Raw genomic sequence first — 22396 nt, forward strand, 5'->3', positions numbered from 1 at the left:
GCTTTATTCCTTTCTAAGGGCGTATCCCATACGTCCGATCTGACATTCATATTGTTGTTTAGGGCAAATACCACGTTCTAGAAATAATTATGCGTTTTTACCGATGATATGACCGAAATCCTGTTCCGGGGTGGTTAACCCGCTTAAACCGAATTTCTCGTGTAATAACGCCATGACATTGTCATTTAAGAATGCGGGTTTGCTCGGTCCCGAGTAGACATTTTTCACACCCAAGGCTAACAACGTCAGTAGTACGATAATGGCTTTTTGTTCGAACCAGGAAAGCACAATGGATAACGGCAGTTCGTTTAATCCTATACCTAATTTTTGTGAAAGCGTTACCGCTAACATGATGGCGGAATAAGTATCGTTACATTGCCCCGCATCCAATAAACGCGGCAGGCCGCCGTCGATAGTACCGAAATCCAGTTTGTTGAAACGGTATTTACCGCAACCTAAGGTTAAGACGGCGGTGTCTTTCGGTAATGCGTAGGCTAAATCGGTGTAATAATGACGTTCTTCTTTATCGCCGTCACAACCGCCGATAACAAATACGTGGCTTAATTTGCCGGCTTTGACCAAATCTATAACGGCGTCAGAGGCATCGATTAAGGTTTTACGACCGAAGCCTACGGTAATTAAATGTTCCAGTTCCGTATAAGGGAAACCGTCGCATTCCAACGCTTTTTCAATGACCGGTGAGAAATCGTGTTCTTCAAGATGTGTCACGCCCGGCCAGCCCACAATATTGCGGGTAAAAATGCGGTCTGCATAATCGCCGACATTCGGGTCGATTAAACAGTTTGAAGTCATCACAATGGCGCCCGGGAAACGGGCAAATTCTTTTTGCTGATTTTGCCAGCCGGAACCGAAGTTACCCACCAAGTGTTTGTATTTTTTTAATTCAGGATAACCGTGAGCGGGCAGCATTTCACCATGGGTATACACATTAATCCCCTTGCCTTCGGTTTGTTCCAATAATTCTTTTAAATCTTTTAAATCGTGACCGGAAATTAAAATACATTTGCCTTTTACCGGACGAACGTTAACCATTGCCGGTACGGGATTGCCGAAATGTTCGGTTTCACCGGCATCCAGCATTGCCATTACATTAAAATTCATGGAGCCGATAGCCAGAGCTTTTTCCAATAATTCGTTCAAATCGCTCGGGTGTGTACCTAACCAAGACATAAAACCGTGGTATTGAGCATAAATATCGTTATCGAATTTATCCAGTACATACGCATGTTCCATGTAGGCAGCGGCGCCTTTTAAGCCGTATAAACAAAGCAAACGTACCCCGTGGGCTTCTTCGCCGATCTTTGCGCGGTCGGTATCCAATGCGAATTGTTTTGCCTGTCGGGCTAATTTATCAACGGAAACACCGTTTAATTCGATATTCGCTAACGGATGGTCAAGGGTCGGATTGGATTCGAATGCGCTGACGGCTTTAATTAATTGATTACGATAAATTAACGCTTGTTGTGCATAGCCGGCAATACGAGCCGAATCGAAATTTACGTTGGTTAATGTGGCGAAGAATGCGCGAGGTGCAAAATTATCAGCCTCATGATTAATAATACCGTATTCACGGGCTTTTACCGCCCAAGCCGAAAGACTGTGAAGACAGGCTATAAGTAAATCCTGAAGATCCGAGGTTTCCGCCGTTTTGCCGCACATACCCTGAGAAAAGCTGCAACCGTTGCCTTTCGGCGTTATCATGGTTTGTTCGCATTGTACGCAGTACATAAAATCACTCCAAATAACAGATAAAATAAAACCTACTAAATAAGTAGGAGACTAAATAAAATTGTAGAGTGTTTTAGTCGGAAATAAAAGAAGGAAAACGAGAATATAATAATTTATTGATCTGGATCGGATTGTATACTTATTATGAGGTAGAAATAAGAAAACCCCCAAATCTGAGGGTTTTAAAAGTGCGGTCGGAAAAGTCAGCGTTTTTCTGATTTATCGGTTGATTTTACGGTAATGTTTACCGGTTTGTGCTTTGTCGGTGTCATCGCATTTTTCAGAATTTCCTGACGAATTTCCTTCGCGGTAACAATATCGCCGATTTGCTCAAATACATAAGCCGCCATGGTCGCATCATAATGATGCCACTGGTCTTTTTGTGCCAGCACTTTCTTAAAAGCATCACTGGCATGCATAAAATCATTATTACGTACAAATAAATAACCCAGAGCGCGTTGAATATTGCATTGCTTGTTTTCCGGGAGATTGAGCGCGTTTTTTTCCAACTGTTTGATTAACTTACTGCTGTCCACCGGTTGTAAGCGAGTGATCTGAGTCAATAGCGCATTATTGAGTTCCGGTTCATCTTCCACTTTTTTCAATGTGTCGAGGGTCAGTTCGTAGGCTTTTTCATGATCGTTGCAATCAATCAAACGGCGGATTAACCCTACGCGTACGTAATTGTCATTACGGCGTTTGCGTGATTGGTCATCCCACCATGCCAGCAGTCCGTCCAATCCTTCGTCGTTCATTTTTTCGTCCAACAAACCGTCTTCGGCTTCCCGTTGAAGTGCGGTGTATTCAGCATCCGGATAAAGGCCTTCCGCCTGTTGCAGAATATCGTCTAAGGCTGCGTAAGCTTTTGATTTCCGGTAAATTTCTACGGCTAACTTTAATACTTCGGGATTTTTAGGCGCCAGTATTAACAAGCTGTCCACCGAACTGCGTGCCGCCGGTAATTTTTGTTGTTGCAACAAAATTCGGGTACGCGCCAACTCTACCAGTAAATTGTCTGATCCCGCCAATTCCGTAGCCTCAATCAAATATTTGTTGGCTGAAAAATCGTCACCCCGCTGCTGAGCGGCTTCTGCCGCTTTTATAAAGTTTAAGATAGGCTCTTCGGAATGTTTGGCATTTTTCCCGATTAGTTTTTCCGCTTTGGAATAATCGCCTTCGTTCATGCGCATTAACCCTTCCAGCGTCTGTTTTTGCGCTTTCATCCGTTTACGGCGGCTGAACCAGCCGTAAGTGCTATTACTCAAACGGCAAAAACGGCTGACCAACCATTCGATTCCGTAAATCACGGCCAAAGCGAAAACCAGAAAAATAATCAGGGTGACTATGGACAGTTCGTAATTGTAGTTTTCGGTCTGAATCAGTACATAACCTTGTTTTCCGGCCAAATATGGTCCTGCAATCAAGCCGGCGAGCAAGGCTAACATTAAAAATAAGACTCTGAACATGGTCTTGCTCCTTATTGATTTTCAGCAGGTTTATCTTCGGTTTTCGGCGAATCCGCCTTCGGCTGTTCGGCTTTTGATTCTTCAGTCTTCGGTACGGCGGATGTTACTGCCTCAGATTTTATATCGGCTTTGGTATCCTCGGATTTTTCTTCACTTTTTATTTCTTTTGCCGCCGCCTGATTGGCTTCGGTTAAACCTTTATCGGCGGAAATCTCTATTTTTTGTATCTCCTGCGGTTTTTTGTTTAACAATTTATCCAGTGCATTCAGACTGTTAAGCTGATTCGGCACATCCACATAAATGGATTGTTCCGCCAGTTCGTCTACCGATTTCAGAAAATTTTTTGCCAGTTCGGTGTCGGTATCAAAATAGCTGCGCACCCAAGCGGCGACGGTTTCCAACGATTGTTTGTACAGTTCGTTCTGTTGGCGCGGTACGGCAAGAATAGCGATTTGCAGCCGCAGGCGGATATTTTCACGCAGATAAATGTCCTGATTCGGCGCCAATAACGCCTGCGTAACTTTATCTGTACGCGGGGAAATACGGATGAAATGATTTAAAAAGGATGTGGCGGTTTTTTGTAGATTGTTTTTCCAGTCCGTTACATTGTCGGAAACCTGTTCGTCTTGAGTTTGCACGTCATGGTCGCCGAAATTGAGGTTCATTACCACCAGTTCGTCTACGGAATTTGCCAGTTGCGATAAACGTTGCATCACCGCATTTTGATCTATACTGTCTACGGATAATAATTGTTTTAAATCCGCGTTAATGGCGGCGCGCACGGTTTTTGCTTCCGGCTCGGAGACTTTCGCCAGCACTTCGTCGGATATTTTCAATAAGGCAATGCCGGTTTCTACATCATTATCCAACATCAGTTTACGTAATGCGTTGGTTAGCAGGAAATCCGCCTCGGACAGCAACCATTCGCTCGGTTGGGCGTTCATATTGCTTGCTACGTTTGTTACCTGAGATTGCAAAGCTGACAAGGCTTTATCCTTATCCGACAATGTTACTTCCAGATTCGACAGTTTTTCGTCGGTCGCTTTCAGTTCGTTTACCAGTTTTGTCAGCTGTTCGTTGTCCTGCGCGATAGTCGGCAGGCTATCGGCGGTCGTTTCAGTAACCGGGGCGCTGCCGATTTTATTTTCAAGTGCGGTCATTTTTTGATTGATTTTAGCCACTTCCTGCTGACCGAAATAATAACCGGCCGCGCCGACTCCCAAGGCTACCAGCAAAGCAAGAAAAGCTAAACCGGAACCGCCTTTTTTTACTACGACGGTTTCAGGTTTCGGCGGGTCGGCTTGTGTCGCACGGTGAGATGAAGGATTCGTTTTTTCCGTCTGCTCCCGCTTGCTCTTAGGCTGTTCGGTTTTGGCATCCCCTTTTTTCGCTAAAATCGGCTCATCCGCTTTGATTTCTGCGTTTGAAATCTCTTTTTTGTCGCTCATCGTGTTTCCTTATTTTTCCGCTAACATTTTCACCAATGTGGCATTATCTGCTCTTGGCGCAATCAAAATTTGCCGTTTTTGCCAACCGGCGCGTTCGGCTGATTTTGCCACTCGGTAACTCGCCGTCACCAATCGACACTGCGTTAACCAATCCCGTTCTTCTGCCGGCACGAAATTCGTTAAACGGGTTAAAATTTCACTGCTGGTGGCGATAATCGTGTTAATTCCGGCGCGCTGGCATAAATCCGTTTGTTTCTTGGGATCGTATTCTACCGGTACACGCCGATAACATTCGATAATCTCCACCTGCGCGCCACGCCGGACGGCTTGTGCGGGAAATAGTTCCCGTCCGCCGTTTCCGCGCAAAATCAACACGGTTTTGTCCGTTAACCGTTGCATTTGCGGCAATGCCAGCAATCCTTCGCTGTTTTCATGTCCGTAAGGATAATGCACCGGCTGCTCGCTTTGTTCGCAAAAATATTCCGCCGAACTTTGCCCGACAGCAAAATAAATTAAATCCTGACGCCAGCGAAATCCCGTATTACTCAGGGTTTCGGCGGCAAATTCCACCGCATTTTTAGATACGGCAAACACGTAATCACCGGCTTTCAGTTGGTACATTTTATTCGGTAATTCATTGAGTTCGCGCCCGGCAGAAATACTGAAAAGCGGCATGTGTAATGCAGCCACGCCCGCTTTATTCAGCGCTTCCGTTAACTGTTCGCCGCGACTGTCGGGACGTGTGACCAAAACCGCCATAATTTAACCGTTTGCTTCTTTTAACCGTTATACACTTCCGCCAATATTTTATCCGCGCCTTGAGCGAGCAGACTTTCTGCGATTTGTATGCCCAAAACTTCCGCATTTTCGACCGCACTTTTGCCTTCGGCACGAATGATTTTTGAACCGTCCAACGCACCGACTAAGGCACGCAAATGCAGTTCGTTTCCGTTTAACACGGCATAACCGCCAATCGGCACCTGACAACCGCCTTGCAGACGATTATTCATTGCCCGTTCCGCCAGTACGCAGGCGGTGGTTTCCGTATCCGCCAGCGGTGCCAGCAATTTTTGTACGCGTTGATCGTTGATACGGCATTCTATACCCACGGCACCTTGGCCCGCTGCCGGCAGTGAAATTTCCGTTTCGATAAAGGACGCAATCCGCTCCGGCAGCGCTAAACGAATCAAGCCGGCGGACGCTAAAATAATGGCATCGTAATCGCCTTGATCCAGTTTGCTTAATCTTGTACCTACATTGCCGCGCAAAGACCGAATGTTTAAATCCGGACGCCGTTTTTTTAACTGACACTGGCGACGTAAACTGGAAGTCCCCACAATAGCGCCGGGCGGCAGGTCATCCAAAGTACGATATCGGTTGGATACGAAAGCATCGCGCGGATCTTCTCGTTTACAGATAACGCTTAACCCCAAACCGGCGGGAAATTCCATCGGTACATCTTTCATCGAATGCACGGCAATATCCGCGTCGCCGTTCAATAAAGCATTTTCCAATTCTTTGACGAATAATCCTTTTCCGCCGATTTTAGCCAACGGCGTATCTAAAATCACATCGCCTTTCGTAACCATCGGCACCAATTCAACGGTTAAATCGGGATAAATTTCAGTTAAACGATCTTTCACAAAATTCGCCTGCCATAATGCCAACGGGCTTTGGCGGGTGGCTATTTTTAATATTTCCTGTTGCATAACACCGGATCTTATTTTTGTTATAAGTTGAAGTTATCCTAACATAAAATTCAGGGGATTTGATCAACATCTTGTTTGCGATAGTTATTCAACATCCGATAATATATAGGAAAAATCATTCAAGGAGAGTTTTGTGTCCATTCAAGATTTGGCGCGCCGCGCCGGTGTTTCTGTCGCGACGGTATCGAGAGTGTTGAATAATCAACCGTCGGTTAAACCGCAAAATAAAGAAAAGGTGCTGGCGGCGATTAAAGAACTCAATTATCAGCCGAATTTGCTGGCGCGCCAGTTAAGAACGGCAAAAACGGGGATGTTGTTGGTGATGGTTTCCAATATTGCCAATCCGTTTTGCGCCGCCGTGGTGAAAGGTATCGAAAAAACGGCGGAAAAGAACGGATATCGGATTTTATTGTGCAATACGGAATCCGATTTAGCCCGTTCCCGTTCCTGTTTGACATTATTGTCGGGCAAAATGGTGGATGGTGTGATTACCATGGACGCTTTGTCCGAACTGCCCGAATTGCAGAATATTATCGGTGCGTTTCCTTGGGTTCAGTGTGCGGAATACGATCCGCTTTCGACGGTTTCTTCCGTCAGTATCGATGATGTCGCCGCCTCGGAATATGTGGTGGATCAGTTGGTTAAATCCGGTAAAAAACGTATCGCTCTGATTAATCATGATCTTGCTTATCAATATGCCCAGCACCGTGAATCGGGTTATCTCAATCGGTTGAAATTTCATGGGCTCGACTATTCCCGCATTAGTTATGCGGAAAATTTGGATTATATGGCGGGTAAACTAGCGACATTTTCGTTGCTGAAAAGTGCGGTCAAACCTGATGCGATTTTTGCCATTTCCGATGTGCTTGCCGCGGGCGCTATTCAGGCGTTAACGGAATCGGGACTGAGTATTCCGCAGGATGTGGCGGTCGTGGGATTTGACGGCGTGGACATCAGTCAAATCACCGTACCTGCCTTAACCACCGTTCAACAACCCAGCGAACAAATCGGTATGAAAGCCGTTTCGTTACTGTTGGAGCAAATCCATTCCGATGTTCTTGCAAAAACCGTTCATCATCTATTGCCTTGGAAATTTGTGCGACGACAGTCCAGTTAAATATTTTGTGATTGAGATCACAAAGTTGAAAATTTTTTCTTCTCAATAAAAATGTAATCGATTACTTTACACTTAATTTGATTTTGTAATCGATTACTTTAGGAGGCAATATGAATACTGAAGCCAAACAACCGGCATTAATCGTGCCGAGATTATCTCTGATGATGTTCATGGAATTCTTTATTTGGGGTTCTTGGTCCGTCACCTTGGGGATCGTGATGACCAAATATGATTTATCCACTCTGATTGGCGATGCTTTTTCCATGGGACCGATCGCTTCGATTATTTCGCCGTTTATTTTAGGTATGCTGGTGGACAGATTTTTCCCATCGGAAAAAGTGCTGGCGGTTCTGCATTTAATCGGTGCGGCAATTTTATGGTTCATTCCCGATTTCATCACCGGTCAGCAGGGCGGCACGTTGGTTTTCGCTTTGTTGGCTTATATGCTTTGTTACATGCCTACCGTCGCCTTAACCAATAATATTGCTTTCCACAGTCTTACCGACAGTGAAAAATCCTTCCCGGTCATTCGTGTTTTCGGTACCATCGGCTGGATTGTTGCCGGCTTATTTATCGGTCAGGCAGATCTTTCCGCTAGTCCGGCGATTTTCCAGGTGGCGGCAATTTGTTCGTTGATTTTAGGCGTGTATAGCTTTACTTTGCCGAACACGCCGCCGCCGGCAAAAGGTAAACCGTTCTCTATGCGGGATTTAATGTGCGCCGATGCTATTTCATTATTTAAAATTCCGCATTTCTTGGTTTTCGCCGTTTGCGCCACCTTAATTTCTATTCCGTTAGGTACTTATTACGCTTATGCGGCACCATTCCTGGATGCGGTGGGATTTGAAAAAATCGGCAGCTTAATGTCTATGGGACAAATGTCCGAAATTGTTTTCATGTTACTGATTCCGTTCTTCTTTAAACGTCTCGGCGTGAAATATATGTTGCTGGCGGGGATGATTGCATGGTTCCTGCGTTATGCCTTCTTCGCTTTAGGTGTGAGTGACGAAATCCGCTGGGCGGTTTACTTGGGTATTTTATTGCACGGCGTATGCTACGATTTCTTCTTCGTGGTCGGTTTTATGTACACCGATAAAGTGGCGGACGAGAAAATCCGCGGTCAAGCGCAAAGTTTGGTGGTGTTATTCACTTATGGTTTGGGTATGTTGCTGGGTTCGCAAATTTCAGGCGGTTTATACAATAATATGTTTGCCGATAATGCCGAACTTTCAACTTGGAGCACATTCTGGTGGATTCCTGCCGTAAGTGCGGTCGTAATTTCCGTTATTTTCTTCATTTTCTTTAATTATAAAGAAAATAAAAAGGAGGCATAACATGAAAACGATTAAAGGCCCCGGTTTATTTTTAGCGCAGTTTATTGATAACAAAGCGCCCTTTAACCGACTGGACAGCTTAGCGCAATGGGCGGCCGGTTTAGGATTTAGAGCCCTGCAGATTCCCTGTAACCACAAACCTATTTTCGATGTGGAATTAGCGGCGCAAAGTCAAACGTATTGCGATGAAGTAAAAGGGGTTTTAGCGCAATACGGTTTGGTTATCAGCGAATTATCCACTCATTTGGAAGGACAACTGGTTGCCGTTCACCCGGCTTATGACACGGCTTTTGACGGGTTTGCTCCGGAACAGGTGCGTGGTAACGGCGCGGCGCGGCAGGCATGGGCGATGAATGTGATTAAGCAAGCGGCGGTAGCGTCCAAACGCCTGGGGTTAAATGCTCACGCGTCTTTTTCCGGCGCATTGGCGTGGCCGTATTTTTATCCTTGGCCGCCGCGCAAAGAACAATTAATTCAAATGGCCTTTGATGAACTGGCCAAACGCTGGAAACCGATTTTGGATCATTTCGACGAACAAGGTGTGGACGTTTGTTACGAATTGCATCCCGGGGAAGATTTACACGACGGTGTGACCTTCGAGCGTTTTTTAGACAAGCTTAATCATCATCCTCGTTGCAATATTCTTTATGATCCGAGCCACATGCTGCTACAAAACATGGATTATGTGCGGTTTATCGATTTTTATCACGAACGTATTAAGGCATTTCACGTGAAAGATGCGGAATTTGTGAAATCCGGCAAGTCCGGTTGTTACGGCGGTTATCAGAATTGGCTGGAGCGGGCGGGGCATTTCCGTTCTCTCGGTGACGGGCAAGTCGATTTTAAAGCTATTTTCTCAAAATTGACGCAATATGATTATACGGGCTGGGCGGTTCTGGAATGGGAATGCTGTATGAAAGATTCCGCCGTCGGTGCCAAAGAAGGGGCGGAATTTATTCAAAAACATATTATTCCGGTTGCCGAAAAAAGTTTTGACAACTTTGCCGATACGGGCGATGACAGAAAACAAGCCAAAATCATGTTGGGGTTGAAATAAGGGAGTGATGAATGAAAAAGATTAAAGTAGGCGTTGTCGGAACGGGATTTATCGGTGTCGCCCATATCGAAGCCGTTCGTCGTCTTGGTTTCGTCGATGTGATTGCGTTGGTAGAAAGCAATCAGGAATTGGCGGATAAAAAAGCGAAAGAACTGAATATTCCGCTGGCTTATGACGACATAGATAAATTATTGGCGAACCCGGATATTCAGGTGGTACATAACTGCACGCCGAATCACGTGCATTTTGACATCAATAAAAAAATTATGCTGGCGGGGAAACATGTTTTCTCGGAAAAACCCCTTTGCCTCACCTCGCAGGAAGCGGATGAATTGGTGGCATTGGCGGAAAAACAAGGGGTAGTCACCGGTGTTGGTTTTGTTTACCGCAATTTCGCTATGGTGCAGCAAGCGGCGGATATGGTGCGCGATCAGCAAATCGGTCGGATATTCGCCGTGAACGGACATTATCTGCAGGACTGGATGCTGCTTGAAACCGATTATAACTGGCGGGTGGATCCGAAAGTCGGCGGCAAATCCCGAACTGTGGCGGATATCGGCTCTCACTGGTGTGATACGGTACAGTTCGTTACGGGCAAAAAAATTAAGGAAGTTTGTGCCGATATGAGTATTGTGTATCCGACTCGCAAAGCCAGTAAACTAGTGGAAAGTTTTGCCTCGGCGGATGTGGATTCGGCATACGAATTAAAGCCGGTGGAAACGGAGGATTACGCATCTGTTTTAGTGCGATTCGAAGACGGTTCCAAAGGATCCTTTACGGTTTCGCAAATCACCGCGGGGCATAAAAACGATCTGCTCTTTGATTTAAGCGGCAGCGAAAAATCCCTGCATTGGGAACAGGAAAATCCGCAATATTTAAAAATCGGTTATCGCCGACAAGCGAATCGGATTTTATGCGACGATCCGAGTTTGGTGAATCCGTGCGTGCGTGCTTATAACCATTTTCCCGGCGGTCATATAGAAGGGTGGCCGGATGCCTTTAAAAATATGATGTTAGCGTTTTATACCTTCATCGCGGAAGGCAAAAATCCACAAAAAGACGAGGCAAAATTCGCGATGTTCAAAGACGGCGCTCAAATCGTACATATCGTCGACGCCATTATTGACAGTGCGCAACAAGGGAAATGGGTCGCGGTGAAATAATTTTCGCCCCGATAACAAATAAAGTGCGGTCAAAAAATTCATATTTTTTTAACCGCACTTTCCTTGATTTCCGTCAATTCCTTGCGGGGATAAATTTGCTAATTCTGAGAAAAGTGCTAAAGTATTGCCGACTCTTCATTTATACAGGTAAGCTTTATTGAAGTACGATCTTGAGTTTGCCAGAAAGCAGGTTGCTGATTTGGAAAAATTCCGTCTTTTTCGGGCGTTATCCGGTACGACGGATGAATTCCGTTATGTATTCCAGCTCATCGCTTTGCTTCTGCATGCTAATCATCCTAATTTGCCCGGGTTCGTTGCCGACGCGCCTACAGGAATTGCTGACTTCAAATTAACCGATTACCAGCGTCATTATCTGCATGAGATACTGGCGCAATCGTCCGATATTCAATTTCCTCAGATTTTCGACCGGACATCTTACGCGATCGACGGCGTTTATGTTATGGGCAGTATCGCATCAATTGCTCAAACCACCTCTTCGGACTTGGATATTTGGGTGTGCCTGCGTGAAGGACTGAAAGCCCGCGAGCGTGAAAAACTGCAACAGAAAGCCGCCGCACTGCAGCGTTGGGCGAAGCAATATGAAGTTGACGTCAACTTGTTTCTGATGGATCAAAACCGCTTCCGCAATTTTCAGTCTTCCGGTGTAATGACGAAAGAAAATTGCGGTTCGACACAATATATGTTGTTACTGGACGAATTTTACCGCTCGGCAATCCGGTTGGCGGGCAAACCGTTGTTATGGTTGCACTTACTGGTGGAAGACGAGAAAAATTACGAATCGGAAGTGGACGATTTAATCCGGCGCGGTGAAATTGATCCGCTGGAATGGGTGGATTTCGGCGGGTTGGGAAAATTTTCCGCTAATGAATATTTCGGTGCTAGTTTATGGCAGTTGTATAAAGGAATCGATGCGCCTTATAAAGCGGTCATCAAAATTCTGTTACTGGAAGAATATTCCTGGGAATATCCGAATACACGGTTGATAGCCTCGGATTTTAAATTCCATTTATTGATGGGTCATACCGAGGATCATCATTTTGACCCCTATCTTGAAATGCTTGAACGGGTAACGGATTATCTGACATACCGTAAAGATTTCAAACGGTTGGACGACATGCGTCATTGTTTTTATCTGAAAGCGACGGAAGACTGGTGGTATCGTAACGAATCCAATTGGCGGGTGGATCTGATTAACCGGTTGGCGCAGGATTGGGGCTGGTCGAAGGAGACGATTCAGGATTTGAATCTGCGTCCGTTCTGGAAAATCAAACGGGTCAAGCAATCCTACAATAAATTAATGCAAATGCTGATGGTCAGTTATCGGAATTTGATCGATTTTGCCCGCAAACACCACGTGGACGCGAATATTGTGCCGCAGGACATCAGTATTCTTACCCGTAAAATCTATACTGCATTTGAAGAACTGCCGGGCAAAGTATTACTGATTAACCCGCAGATATCGACGGATTTATCGGAACCCTACCTCACTTTTGTTGAAGTGACCGCGACGGATCGTCCTGTAAAAAAAGGCTGGTACATGCTGAATCAGGCGCCTGAAGTATCGGGATTCAGTCATCCGCGTTATACGGAATACAGCGCGACCCTGCACAAACTGGTGGCGTCGGCGTATTTTAACGGATTACTTATGCCGCACACCCGACTGCATATTCAAAGTCCTAACGTCAGTCTGCCGATCTTGCAGGAGTTTATTACCAACCTGGCGGAAACCCTGCCTGTTCACGCCCTCCCGCCGACTAATGACGATTTGCATCATCCTTGCGAAATCCGCCAATTAATGGTGGCGATTAATCTCAGCAATGATCCGACTAAACAGCTGACGGACAGCAAGATGCCGATTCAGCAAAGCGATTTGTTCAGTTTTGGTTCGGAACAGCAAAATTTAGTGGGTTCCATTGATTTTATTTACCGCAATTTGTGGAATGAAATCCGTACCTTGCATTTTGAGGGACCGAATGCGATTTTGATGGCGTTAAAAGTGTTATCCAATAAAATTCATCATGGTTCGACCGCACTTGCGAATATTGAAGTATACAGCTATAGCCGTAATTATCGCTATTCTCTTGCCAATATCGTTACTGCATTGATAAAGAAATGTATTGATATTCAATTAGGTACGAATCAGGCTGCAAACAGCCAAAGTATGTTACGGGTTGCGGGCAAAAACTGGCAGTTTTTTTTCGAGGAGCGGGGTATCAGTCTGCATGAATTGCCGGAAAATCAGGAGTTACCGGTCAACGAGCTGGATAAAGAATTGTACGCGGAAATTAATAAAAACGACAGTGTGTTACCTGTTCGGTACGAACAAAATATGCCGGAAAAATTACAATATCCGTCGGAAATCGACAGTTTTGCCAGTGAAGGTTTTTTACAGTTTTTCTTTGAAGACAATAGCGATGACACCTTTAATGTGTATATTTTGGACGAAAAAAACCATGTCGAAATTTATCACCGCTGTGACGGCGAAAAAGAACAGAAAATTAACGAAATCAATTATATTTATACCAATGCGGACTCTTCCGGCAATAATCCGTACGGAATAATCCAACAGAATTTCAATTATCCGCAGTTTTATCGGATTATTCATAACCGTTATTACGAAGGAAATAATCCGCCGGTTCATATTGTGCCGTTTCAACGGCAGGCAAAATATACGTAATGCCGACTTTAGGACAAAAGTTACATTTTTTATTGGAGTTTTCGGGCGGGATTGCTCTTCTATCGGAACGCAGGCACAGCCAATGTTCAAGAAGCGTTGCTTTTTGTGACCGCACTTTATAGGAATACCCTCGCCGTAAGGCGACTTGCTAGATCATCATTACAGATTGGTCTATAATTTATCAAATCACACAAAATGGGTAGCAAAAATGACAGAAAAAACGAAAGTTCTATTAATTGATGATCATCCGTTAATGCGTCGAGGAATTAAACAACTCATTGAATTAGATGAAATTTTTGAAGTGGTTGGCGATGCAGGAAACGGTAACGACGGAATCAGCTTAGCCTTGCAGCTTGAGCCTGATTTAATCGTGCTGGATCTCAATATGAAGGGCTTGTCGGGATTGGATACGCTGAAAGCGTTGCGTAACGAAGGCGTAGACGCGCGAATCGTGATTCTTACGGTTTCCGATGCCAAAAACGATATTTTTGCGTTAATCGACGCCGGTGCCGACGGTTATTTACTGAAAGATACGGAACCGGATGTATTGCTTGTACAGTTGAAGCGCATTGCCGGCGGAGAGGTGGTGTTAAGCGACAGCATTAAAGATTTGCTGCTTGAACGTCATGCCAGCAAAGACCCAATCTATTCCCTGACCGACCGCGAAATGGACGTGTTGCAACAAATTGCTACCGGTTTGTCCAATAAGCAAATTGCCGGTAAATTATTTATTTCGGAAGAAACGGTAAAAGTTCATATCCGCAATCTGTTACGTAAATTAAATGTCCATTCGCGTGTTGCCGCTACCGTACTTTATTTAGAACACAAAGCTAATTGATTCTTTTTTAGCAAGCACATTGAAAAATGTGCTTTTTTATTGTCCAAAATACAGAAAATATCGAATATGACGGGAATGTCCCGGCAAAAGTGCGGTCGTAAAATCAGCCTTTTTGAAGGCCGGTTTTGTTAACGATTCTCGGGCGTAAATAAAAAACAGAGTTTTTGATAAGCGAAAGGATAATAGCCGACCGGGCGTAACTTGAACAACCCGGATTCAACCATTAGAATATGTCAAAAACGCATTGTTATTATTGGAATATTTATGACATTGTTTATTCGTTTTGCCGCTATTATTGCGGGTTTAGCGGCACTTCTCTGTTCGCATGCGGTAATAGCTGAAGAAACGGACACAGAAGTCGGTGCGGAACAAAATACTGCGGAAGAACCGTTCGAGATTCCTCCTGTAGAAGACACGGAGTCGGTTGCCAAAGTAGATGTTCGTGTGGACGGTATTCGGGATGACCGATTGAGTGAGAACGTGCGTATTTATCTTGAGGCTATGGATAAAAATGAGGCGGACGGTTCGGAACGTCATCAGTATTTGTTACGGGAAAATATAAGTAAAGCGCTACGGGTTTTCGGTTATTACAACAGTCAGGTTTATTTTGATTTACAGCCGCGGTCGGGTAAAAAAGATTTACTTATCGCTTCCGTAAATGTAGGCGAACCGGTGCGAATAGACAGTACCGATATTGAAATTTCCGGAGAAGCCGCTGAAGACGAAGAGTTTCGGAAATTGGATAAAAACGTACCGGCAAAAGGTGCGGTACTGGAACACGAAATCTATGACGATTATAAAAGTTCACTGGAAAAATTAGCCCGTCAGCGCGGCTATTTTGATGCGGATTTTCCCGTGCACGAACTGCAGGTGATGCCGTCGACCAACCAAGGCTGGTGGCATTTGGTATTTAACAGCGGACAACGTTATCATTACGGCGACATTTCTTTTCACGGTTCTCAAATCCGAGAAGATTATTTACGTAATATTCTCAAAATCCAATCGGGCGATCCTTATCTGATTAACGACGTTTCCGGTATGACCAGCGATTATTCCTCCACCAACTGGTTTCAATCGGTGCTGGTAAAGCCTACGTTACACGAGGATAGCAAGTTGGTGGATTTGGCGGTGTTGTTGCGTCCGCGTAAGAAAAACAGTATGGAATTGGGAATCGGTTACGGTTCGGATTCCGGTCCGCATACTCAAATCGGTTGGACACGGCCTTGGATTAACAGTCGCGGACACAGTGTGCGTTCCAATCTGTATATTTCTTCGCCCAAACAGAATTTTGAAGCAACCTATAAAATGCCGTTACTGAAAAATCCGTTAAATTATTACTACGAATTTTCAACGGGTTTTGAGCATGAAGACGATACGAAAACCGATACTCAATCCACCGCGGCGACAGTCGCCGCTTTGCGTTTTTGGAATCACCCGACCGGTTGGCAATATTCCGCCGGTTTGCGCGCCCGTTACGATAACTTCACGCAAGCGGATGTAGATGAAAAAACCCTGTTGATTTATCCCACCGCTACAGTCAGCCGTTCCCGTATCAGCGGCGGAACTTTTGCCGATCGCGCCGACACGATTAGCGTAACCGTCGATCTCGGGCGCAAAATGTGGGCGTCGGATGTGAATTTTTTTCGCATTCGCGCCAATGCCGGCTGGATTAAAACCTTCGCCACCAATCATCGTTTTTTAACCCGCGGAGATATCGGTTATCTGCATACCGATGAATTCAACCGAATTCCGCCGGCCTTGCGGTTTTTCGCCGGGGGGGATCGCAGTGTTCGCGGTTACGGTTATAAAAAAATCGCACCGAAAGATTCGCGTAACGGCAAATTGGTGGGCGGTTCCCGTTTAGCAACGGGCACTTTGGAATATCAGTACCAAGTGGTGCAAGACTGGTGGGCGGCGACGTTTTTTGATGCCGGTTTTGCGGCTAATAGATTCAGCAGCGATGAACTGCGTTACGGCGCGGGGGTGGGAGTGCGCTGGGCGTCACCGGTCGGGCCGATAAAATTTGATATCGCGACGCCCGTGCGGGATAAAGATGACAGTAAAAATATCCAATTTTACATAGGCTTAGGTACGGAACTGTAGGACGAAAAAATGACACACCAGGAACAAAAACCGTCGCAAAGTGCGGTCAAAAAAAGCGATGTTTCTACAGGCCGTAAGTCGTCTCTTGCCGGTAGAGTTATTCGTTGCTCGTTAATTTCTGTGACTGTATTGGCGGGCCTTGTCATTGCCGGTCTTGCGGGTATTCTCGGTTCCGAAAGCGGTACTAAATGGGCGTTAGGCTTGGCGGATAAGTGGGTGGACGGATTAACTTTGGGCGAAGTAAGCGGTAAGTTACAACAAGGATTAACCCTTAAAAATACGGTATTCAGTACCAATGGCGTAGATGTGCGCGTACCTTATGCCCGCCTTCAACTGGATTTCCGTTGTTTGCTGCACCGTGAAATCTGCGTGGAAGACATCCGGATTCAACAACCGCAAGTCGCCGTTAACAGCGCGCTGATTCCGCCGTCGGAGCACGAATCCGAGCCGGAATCCGGTCCGATAGAACGCTTAAATTTACCGGTTTTTGTGCGGGTGAAAAATATCGGTATAGACGAAGCATCCGTGGATATTGATAATCATCATTTATCCTTAACGCAATTCAAAAGCGCGGTCAGTTTGAACAATGAAAATGGGTTAACCCTCGAACCGACTCTGCTTGACGGTTTTAGTTTCCTTTCGACGACAACAACGGAAGATGCCGAACGTGAAGCGCTGCAGGCGGCGGAAGCGGCGAAAAATGCTCCGCCCATGGACTGGACGGCATTGGAACAGACGCTGACGCCCGCATTTCTGGGAGGGATTAAACAAATCACGTTACCTTTCGATATTCATATCGCGGATATTCAGGGGAAAGGCTGGTCTTACGAAACCCGTCGGGACGCTGTGGCCGGCCAAAATATTCAGATTCCCGAATTCCGCATTCAGGCGGATGCCACGGGTTATGATGTGGTATTGCAAACGTTGGTCGTGAATAGCTCGCTCGGTACGTTAAAGGGCGACGGTAAAATGCGGTTAAACGGTGAAATGCCCGTAGATTTCCGTATTCGTTCCGATATCGAACCGATTATCGCCGATAAACAGATTCTCTTACCGAAAAGTGCGTTGGATCTGACGTTATCGGGAGCGCTTAAAAATGTGACCGCACTTACACTGAATAGCAAAGGCGCTTTGAATGCGGTCCTCGTCGGCGAAGTCGAACCGGCTAAAGATAAAATGCCGTTTTCTTTACGGTTAACCAGCAGTGCCGCGCAATATCCGTTCAGCGGTACCGATCCGTTAAAACTCAGTAATGTGAATTTGAATGTGACGGGTAATTTACTGGATTATCACGCTACGCTCAGCGCACAGGCAAAAGGTATGGGGGTGCCGAATACCCATTTGGATTTTATCGGTTCGGGCAGGCTTTATGAAGCGGTGATTGAAAAATTACAGCTGAATGCTTTAGAGGGTTCCCTTAATATGAAGGGAAATGCCGGCTGGAAGGAGGGCGTAACTTGGCAAAGTGCGGTGGATTTAAGCAAAATTAATATAGGCGCTTATGTTAAATCTTTTCCTGCCGTATTATCGGGCAAGTTGACATCCGACGGGCGGGTAAGCGGCGAAAACTGGTTGATTAACGTGCCGGAATTAGATATTAACGGCGTGGTGAGTAAACGCCCGCTTGTGTTAAAAGGCAAACTTACCGCCAACCAAAATGAATTGCTGAATCTCTCGGATTTGCGGCTGGTTTACGGTGAAAATAATATTACCGCTAAGGGCGTGTTAAGTGAAAAATCCGATTTCCGACTTGATATTAATGCGCCGGATTTAAGTGGATTACTGCCGGAACTTTCCGCTTCCCTGAAAGGCAAAATCGCCTTAACCGGACAAATTACGGCGCCTGATTTAGATATGGATTTAACCGGCAGACAAATTCGTTTTCAGGATTTACACCTCGCCAATCTTAACGCGAAAAGTAAAATCAGTTCTGATAAGCTGGTGCGCGGCAATACCGATATTACCTTGGTCGGCTTCCGTTATGGCGACGGCATCCAGTTAAAGCATGCCGTGTTGACCGCCAGAGGCGATGAAAAACATCACGAACTGCATTTGCGTTCGCAAGGCGAACCGGTGGCGGCAAATCTTGATTTATCGGGAAGTTTTGATCGTACTTCGCAGGTTTGGAAAGGCGTGATTAGTCAAACCGATATTTATACGCCGTTGGGCGACTTTAAAAACAATCGCTTTAATGCAGTCTATGACAACAAAGCCGTAAATGCTGATATTTCCGCCCATTGTTGGACGAATCCCGATATCGAATTGTGTTTCCCGAAAGCCTTTAATGCAGGCAAGAACGGTGACATTACCTTTGATTTAAAGAAACTTGATTTGAATTTGGTAAATAAATTAACCGAAAGCGATATGCTGAAAGGGGCTTTACGCAGTCAGGGCAATGTGGCGTGGTTTTCCGATAAGCCTTTGAAACTGGACGTGAAAGTAGACGGCAATAACATTCAGCTGGCGCAAAAACTGGATTACCGTACTTTTAAACTCGGTATGCCCAAACTCAGCCTGAGCGCTAAAATGGAAAATAATAATCTGAATGCAAAATCGGATATTCAGTTGCAAAATCAAAGCACTCTGAACGCCGATCTGAATATTCAGGATATTGCGCAGGGACGGAAGCTGAGCGGTAATCTGAATATTCGCGGCTTAAATCTGAATTTAGTGAATCAACTGCTATCCGGCGGTGAAAACGTATCCGGAGATGTGAATGCCGACCTGAAATTTGGCGGCAGTCTGGAGAATCCGCTGCTTAACGGCGATTTCCGCATTAACCGAATTAAAGCGATGGTGAATGCCATGCCGTTCAGGGTCAGTAACGGCGAACTTGCTTTGCAATTCCACGGCAACCGTTCCATATTAAACGGACATATTCAAACGCCGGAAAGCCGTCTGGAGTTAAACGGTGATGCCGATTGGACAAGCCTGGAAAATTGGCATACCCGCGTGCATGCCAATGCAAAGAATTTCTATCTGAATATTCCTTCTATGGCGAAATTAAAAGTCAGCCCGGATGTGGAAATGAAGGCCGGTCCGAGCTTATTGGAACTGGCCGGTTCGGTGGATATTCCATGGGGCCGTATTACTATTGAAAGTCTGCCGGAAAGCGCGGTTTCCGTCAGTAGCGACGAAGTCATTCTGGACGGTAAAACCGCGCGCAACAAATTAACTTATATTCCTGCCGAAACTAAAGACGGCATGGCAATCCGTTCCGATCTGAAAATTCGTATCGGCGACGACGTGAACATCAATGCTTACGGATTAAATAGCCGGTTGGAAGGTTTATTAGTGGTTAAACAGGCAAAAGGCGCGTTAGGATTATACGGCGGTATTGATTTAAAAAACGGGCGTTATGCGTCTTTCGGACAGGATTTGCTGATCCGCAAAGGATTAATCACCTTCTCCGGTTTGCCTTCTCAGCCCATGTTAAACATCGAAGCCATTCGCAATCCGGAAGCGATGGAAGACAGCAAAATTACCGCAGGGATTAAAGTAATCGGTTTGGCGGATGCGCCGGAAGTTACGGTATTTTCCGAACCGAGCATGCCGCAGGATCAGGCGCTGTCCTATATCTTGACCGGTCGCTCGCTGGAAAACAGCGGCGAAGCCGGTTCCGGCGGTTCCATCGGGGCGGCATTATTGGGTATGGGATTATCGAAAAGCGGAAAAGTGGTCGGAAACATCGGCGAAACTTTCGGTATTTCCGATTTAAATCTCGGTACGGCCGGTGTGGGCGACAGTTCGAAAGTGGTGGTCAGCGGCAATTTAACCAAAGATTTACAGGTAAAATACGGCGTAGGATTATTTGACGGCTTGGCGGAAGTGACGTTACGTTATAGACTATTGCCGCGACTTTATCTGCAATCCGTTTCAGGCGTGAACCAAGCCTTTGATTTGTTATATCAGTTCGAATTCTAAGGAAACAACATGAATTATGAAAATTTAATGAAAAAAGCGACCGCACTTTCCTTAGAAAATAACCGGCATATTCGTGAAATTGCCGCTATTGATTTAGGTTCGAACAGTTTTCATATGATCGTGGCTCGCATTGTCAACGGTTCCATTCAGATTTTATCCCGCCTGAAACAAAAAGTGCAGCTGGCCAAAGGATTGGATAAAAACGGGCTGCTGGATCAGGAAGCCATTACCCGCGGCGTGAACTGTTTGGCATTATTCGGCGAACGGTTGCAGGGATTCAAACCGGAAAACGTTAATGTCGTAGGGACTTATACGTTGCGAAGTGCGGTCAATAACGACGAATTTTTACGTCAGGCGAAAGCGGTGTTTCCTTATCCGATCAATATTATTTCCGGTGAAACCGAAGCGCTCATGATTTACGCCGGCGTTTCACATACACAACCGGAAAGCGGGCGCAAATTGGTGATCGATATCGGCGGCGGTTCTACGGAAATGATTATCGGCGACAACTTTAAACCCGTTATCGCGCAAAGCCGTGATATGGGGTGCGTAAGTTTCGCTAAGCATTTATTCCCGAACGGCGAAATTACGCCCGAGGCTTTTGAGCGGGCGCGCCAAACCGCGCTGAGCCGTATCGCCGACTTGGCGGAATCTTTTCAAACCTTGGGCTGGCAGCATGTGTTGGGCTCTTCCGGCACGATTAAAACCGTTCATCAAGTTATCGCAGCGAATCTTGATCCGGACGGAGTCATCACGGCGGGACGAATGGATTTTTTGATTGAACGCGTGTTGAAATTCAACAGCTTCGACCAATTAAAAATAGCGGGTCTAAATGAAGAACGCGCCGACGTTTTTGTGCCGGGATTGGCGATTCTGAGCGCAATTTTCGATACTTTCGATATTAGCCAGATGCGCTATTCCGACGGCGCTCTGCGCGAGGGCGTAATGTACAGCCTCGATCAGAATTTTCAGGTGATAAACATCCGTCACCGTACGGCGGAAGGATTGGCGGAACAATTTAATATTGATCGGTTACAAGCCGAACGGGTCAGCAAATCCGTAGTGCAATTGGCGCAACAGTTCCATGAATGGCAGGCCTCGGAATTTGCCGACGAAATGCAGGAAATTATTCTCTGGGCGGCGTTGTTGCATGAAGTGGGCATCGTTATAAACCACAAAAATATGCATCGTCATTCCGCCTATATTCTGGCTAATATGGAATTGCCGGGATTCGACAGGGAGCAGCAACGTCTGTTGGCAACGTTGGTACGTCATCAGCAAAACGGTTTTCATAGCGACGAAATAGGACAATTCGCCCGTTATACCCCGTTGGACGTGCTGTCGGCGGTTCGCCTGCTGCGTTTGGCGATTTTGCTGAATAAATCCCGACAGGCGACGGAAACGGCGGAAAAAATCTCATTAAAAACCGACCGCACTTTATGGCAGTTGGAGTTTGAGCCCGGTTATCTGGCACGCAATCCGTTGCTACGGCAGGATCTGAAACAGGAACAGAAAAATCTAATCGAAATCGGATTGGAGTTAAATGTCCGGTGATTCCGTTGCGGTGGAAAAGAGCGGTCAAAAAATGCGATGTTTTTTTAATCGATTCGGGAAGAAAAAATTTCCTGAAATAGTAAAAAATCTTTATTTTTTGACCGCTCTTTTAGGCGCCGTTTATGAAAGATAAACCGACCCGGTTTCAAATGTCTGTTTTCCTTTTTAATTCTTTTCAAGTAATTTCCGACCAATTTCAAATTTTGTGATCTCTCTCACACATTATTTTTCTCTTT

14 protein-coding genes are annotated in these 22396 nt (G+C 45.6%); 9 read left to right on the plus strand and 5 right to left on the minus strand.

Features of this window, described 5'->3' with window-relative positions:
* Positions 1-87: 87 nt before the first annotated feature.
* The 5 genes from hcp to hemC all read right to left on the minus strand — a co-directional run bounded on the left by hcp (position 88) and on the right by hemC (position 6372).
* A complete protein-coding gene (gene hcp / locus ASUC_RS01845; RefSeq protein WP_011979005.1) occupies positions 88-1749 on the minus strand; it encodes a hydroxylamine reductase in 1662 nt (553 codons plus the stop codon).
* Positions 1750-1952: 203 nt separating this feature from the next.
* Positions 1953-3215 (minus strand): heme biosynthesis protein HemY, encoded by a 1263-nt coding sequence (locus ASUC_RS01850; RefSeq protein WP_011979006.1) that lies wholly within the window; start codon positions 3213-3215, stop codon positions 1953-1955.
* Between the two features lie 11 nt (positions 3216-3226).
* Positions 3227-4663 carry a uroporphyrinogen-III C-methyltransferase gene (locus ASUC_RS01855; RefSeq protein WP_011979007.1) on the minus strand — a complete coding sequence of 479 codons (1437 nt, stop codon included), beginning with the start codon at positions 4661-4663 and terminating at the stop codon, positions 3227-3229.
* A 9-nt stretch (positions 4664-4672) separates the two neighbouring features.
* Complete coding sequence (locus ASUC_RS01860; RefSeq protein ID WP_011979008.1) at positions 4673-5422, minus strand: uroporphyrinogen-III synthase; 750 nt, start codon at positions 5420-5422, stop codon at positions 4673-4675.
* A 20-nt stretch (positions 5423-5442) separates the two neighbouring features.
* Positions 5443-6372 (minus strand): hydroxymethylbilane synthase, encoded by a 930-nt coding sequence (gene hemC, locus ASUC_RS01865; RefSeq protein WP_011979009.1) that lies wholly within the window; start codon positions 6370-6372, stop codon positions 5443-5445.
* Between the two features lie 133 nt (positions 6373-6505).
* Here hemC and ASUC_RS01870 point away from each other — a divergent pair, with 133 nt between their 5' ends.
* The 9 genes from ASUC_RS01870 to ppx all read left to right on the plus strand — a co-directional run bounded on the left by ASUC_RS01870 (position 6506) and on the right by ppx (position 22160).
* The gene (locus tag ASUC_RS01870) at positions 6506-7489 is read left to right on the plus strand and encodes a LacI family DNA-binding transcriptional regulator (RefSeq protein WP_011979010.1); all 984 of its coding nucleotides are present in this window, start codon (positions 6506-6508) and stop codon (positions 7487-7489) included.
* A gap of 110 nt (positions 7490-7599) precedes the next feature.
* Entirely contained in the window at positions 7600-8823 is a 1224-nt protein-coding gene (locus ASUC_RS01875; RefSeq protein ID WP_011979011.1) for an MFS transporter, read from the plus strand.
* A 1-nt stretch (position 8824) separates the two neighbouring features.
* Positions 8825-9880: a sugar phosphate isomerase/epimerase family protein gene (locus ASUC_RS01880; RefSeq protein ID WP_011979012.1), complete on the plus strand. Its 1056-nt coding sequence runs from the start codon at positions 8825-8827 to the stop codon at positions 9878-9880.
* A gap of 11 nt (positions 9881-9891) precedes the next feature.
* Positions 9892-11043 carry a Gfo/Idh/MocA family protein gene (locus tag ASUC_RS01885; protein ID WP_011979013.1) on the plus strand — a complete coding sequence of 384 codons (1152 nt, stop codon included), beginning with the start codon at positions 9892-9894 and terminating at the stop codon, positions 11041-11043.
* A 157-nt stretch (positions 11044-11200) separates the two neighbouring features.
* On the plus strand, positions 11201-13741 hold the full coding sequence (locus tag ASUC_RS01890; protein ID WP_011979014.1) for a class I adenylate cyclase: 2541 nt from the start codon (positions 11201-11203) through the stop codon (positions 13739-13741).
* 208 nt (positions 13742-13949) lie between these two features.
* Complete coding sequence (gene narL, locus ASUC_RS01895) at positions 13950-14579, plus strand: two-component system response regulator NarL (protein ID WP_011979015.1); 630 nt, start codon at positions 13950-13952, stop codon at positions 14577-14579.
* A gap of 264 nt (positions 14580-14843) precedes the next feature.
* On the plus strand, positions 14844-16682 hold the full coding sequence (gene tamA / locus ASUC_RS01900; RefSeq protein ID WP_011979016.1) for an autotransporter assembly complex protein TamA: 1839 nt from the start codon (positions 14844-14846) through the stop codon (positions 16680-16682).
* Positions 16683-16691: 9 nt separating this feature from the next.
* Positions 16692-20606 carry an autotransporter assembly complex protein TamB gene (gene tamB, locus ASUC_RS01905; RefSeq protein WP_011979017.1) on the plus strand — a complete coding sequence of 1305 codons (3915 nt, stop codon included), beginning with the start codon at positions 16692-16694 and terminating at the stop codon, positions 20604-20606.
* Positions 20607-20615: 9 nt separating this feature from the next.
* Positions 20616-22160, plus strand: a complete 1545-nt coding sequence (ppx, locus tag ASUC_RS01910) for an exopolyphosphatase (protein WP_011979018.1) — start codon at positions 20616-20618, stop codon at positions 22158-22160.
* The last annotated feature ends 236 nt before the right edge of the window (positions 22161-22396 follow it).

It is taken from the genome of Actinobacillus succinogenes 130Z, assembly GCF_000017245.1.
GTDB classification, from domain to species: domain Bacteria; phylum Pseudomonadota; class Gammaproteobacteria; order Enterobacterales; family Pasteurellaceae; genus Exercitatus; species Exercitatus succinogenes.

What these genes read in the sequence shown, in the direction of transcription:
- hcp (WP_011979005.1), bottom strand. Translation starts at nt 1,749, where the DNA reads ATGTACTGCGTACAATGCGAACAAACCATGATAACGCCGAAAGGCAAC.
- ASUC_RS01850 (WP_011979006.1), bottom strand. Translation starts at nt 3,215, where the DNA reads ATGTTCAGAGTCTTATTTTTAATGTTAGCCTTGCTCGCCGGCTTGATT.
- ASUC_RS01855 (WP_011979007.1), bottom strand. Translation starts at nt 4,663, where the DNA reads ATGAGCGACAAAAAAGAGATTTCAAACGCAGAAATCAAAGCGGATGAG.
- ASUC_RS01860 (WP_011979008.1), bottom strand. Translation starts at nt 5,422, where the DNA reads ATGGCGGTTTTGGTCACACGTCCCGACAGTCGCGGCGAACAGTTAACG.
- hemC (WP_011979009.1), bottom strand. Translation starts at nt 6,372, where the DNA reads ATGCAACAGGAAATATTAAAAATAGCCACCCGCCAAAGCCCGTTGGCA.
- ASUC_RS01875 (WP_011979011.1), top strand. Translation starts at nt 7,600, where the DNA reads ATGAATACTGAAGCCAAACAACCGGCATTAATCGTGCCGAGATTATCT.
- ASUC_RS01880 (WP_011979012.1), top strand. Translation starts at nt 8,825, where the DNA reads ATGAAAACGATTAAAGGCCCCGGTTTATTTTTAGCGCAGTTTATTGAT.
- ASUC_RS01885 (WP_011979013.1), top strand. Translation starts at nt 9,892, where the DNA reads ATGAAAAAGATTAAAGTAGGCGTTGTCGGAACGGGATTTATCGGTGTC.
- narL (WP_011979015.1), top strand. Translation starts at nt 13,950, where the DNA reads ATGACAGAAAAAACGAAAGTTCTATTAATTGATGATCATCCGTTAATG.
- tamA (WP_011979016.1), top strand. Translation starts at nt 14,844, where the DNA reads ATGACATTGTTTATTCGTTTTGCCGCTATTATTGCGGGTTTAGCGGCA.
- tamB (WP_011979017.1), top strand. Translation starts at nt 16,692, where the DNA reads ATGACACACCAGGAACAAAAACCGTCGCAAAGTGCGGTCAAAAAAAGC.
- ppx (WP_011979018.1), top strand. Translation starts at nt 20,616, where the DNA reads ATGAATTATGAAAATTTAATGAAAAAAGCGACCGCACTTTCCTTAGAA.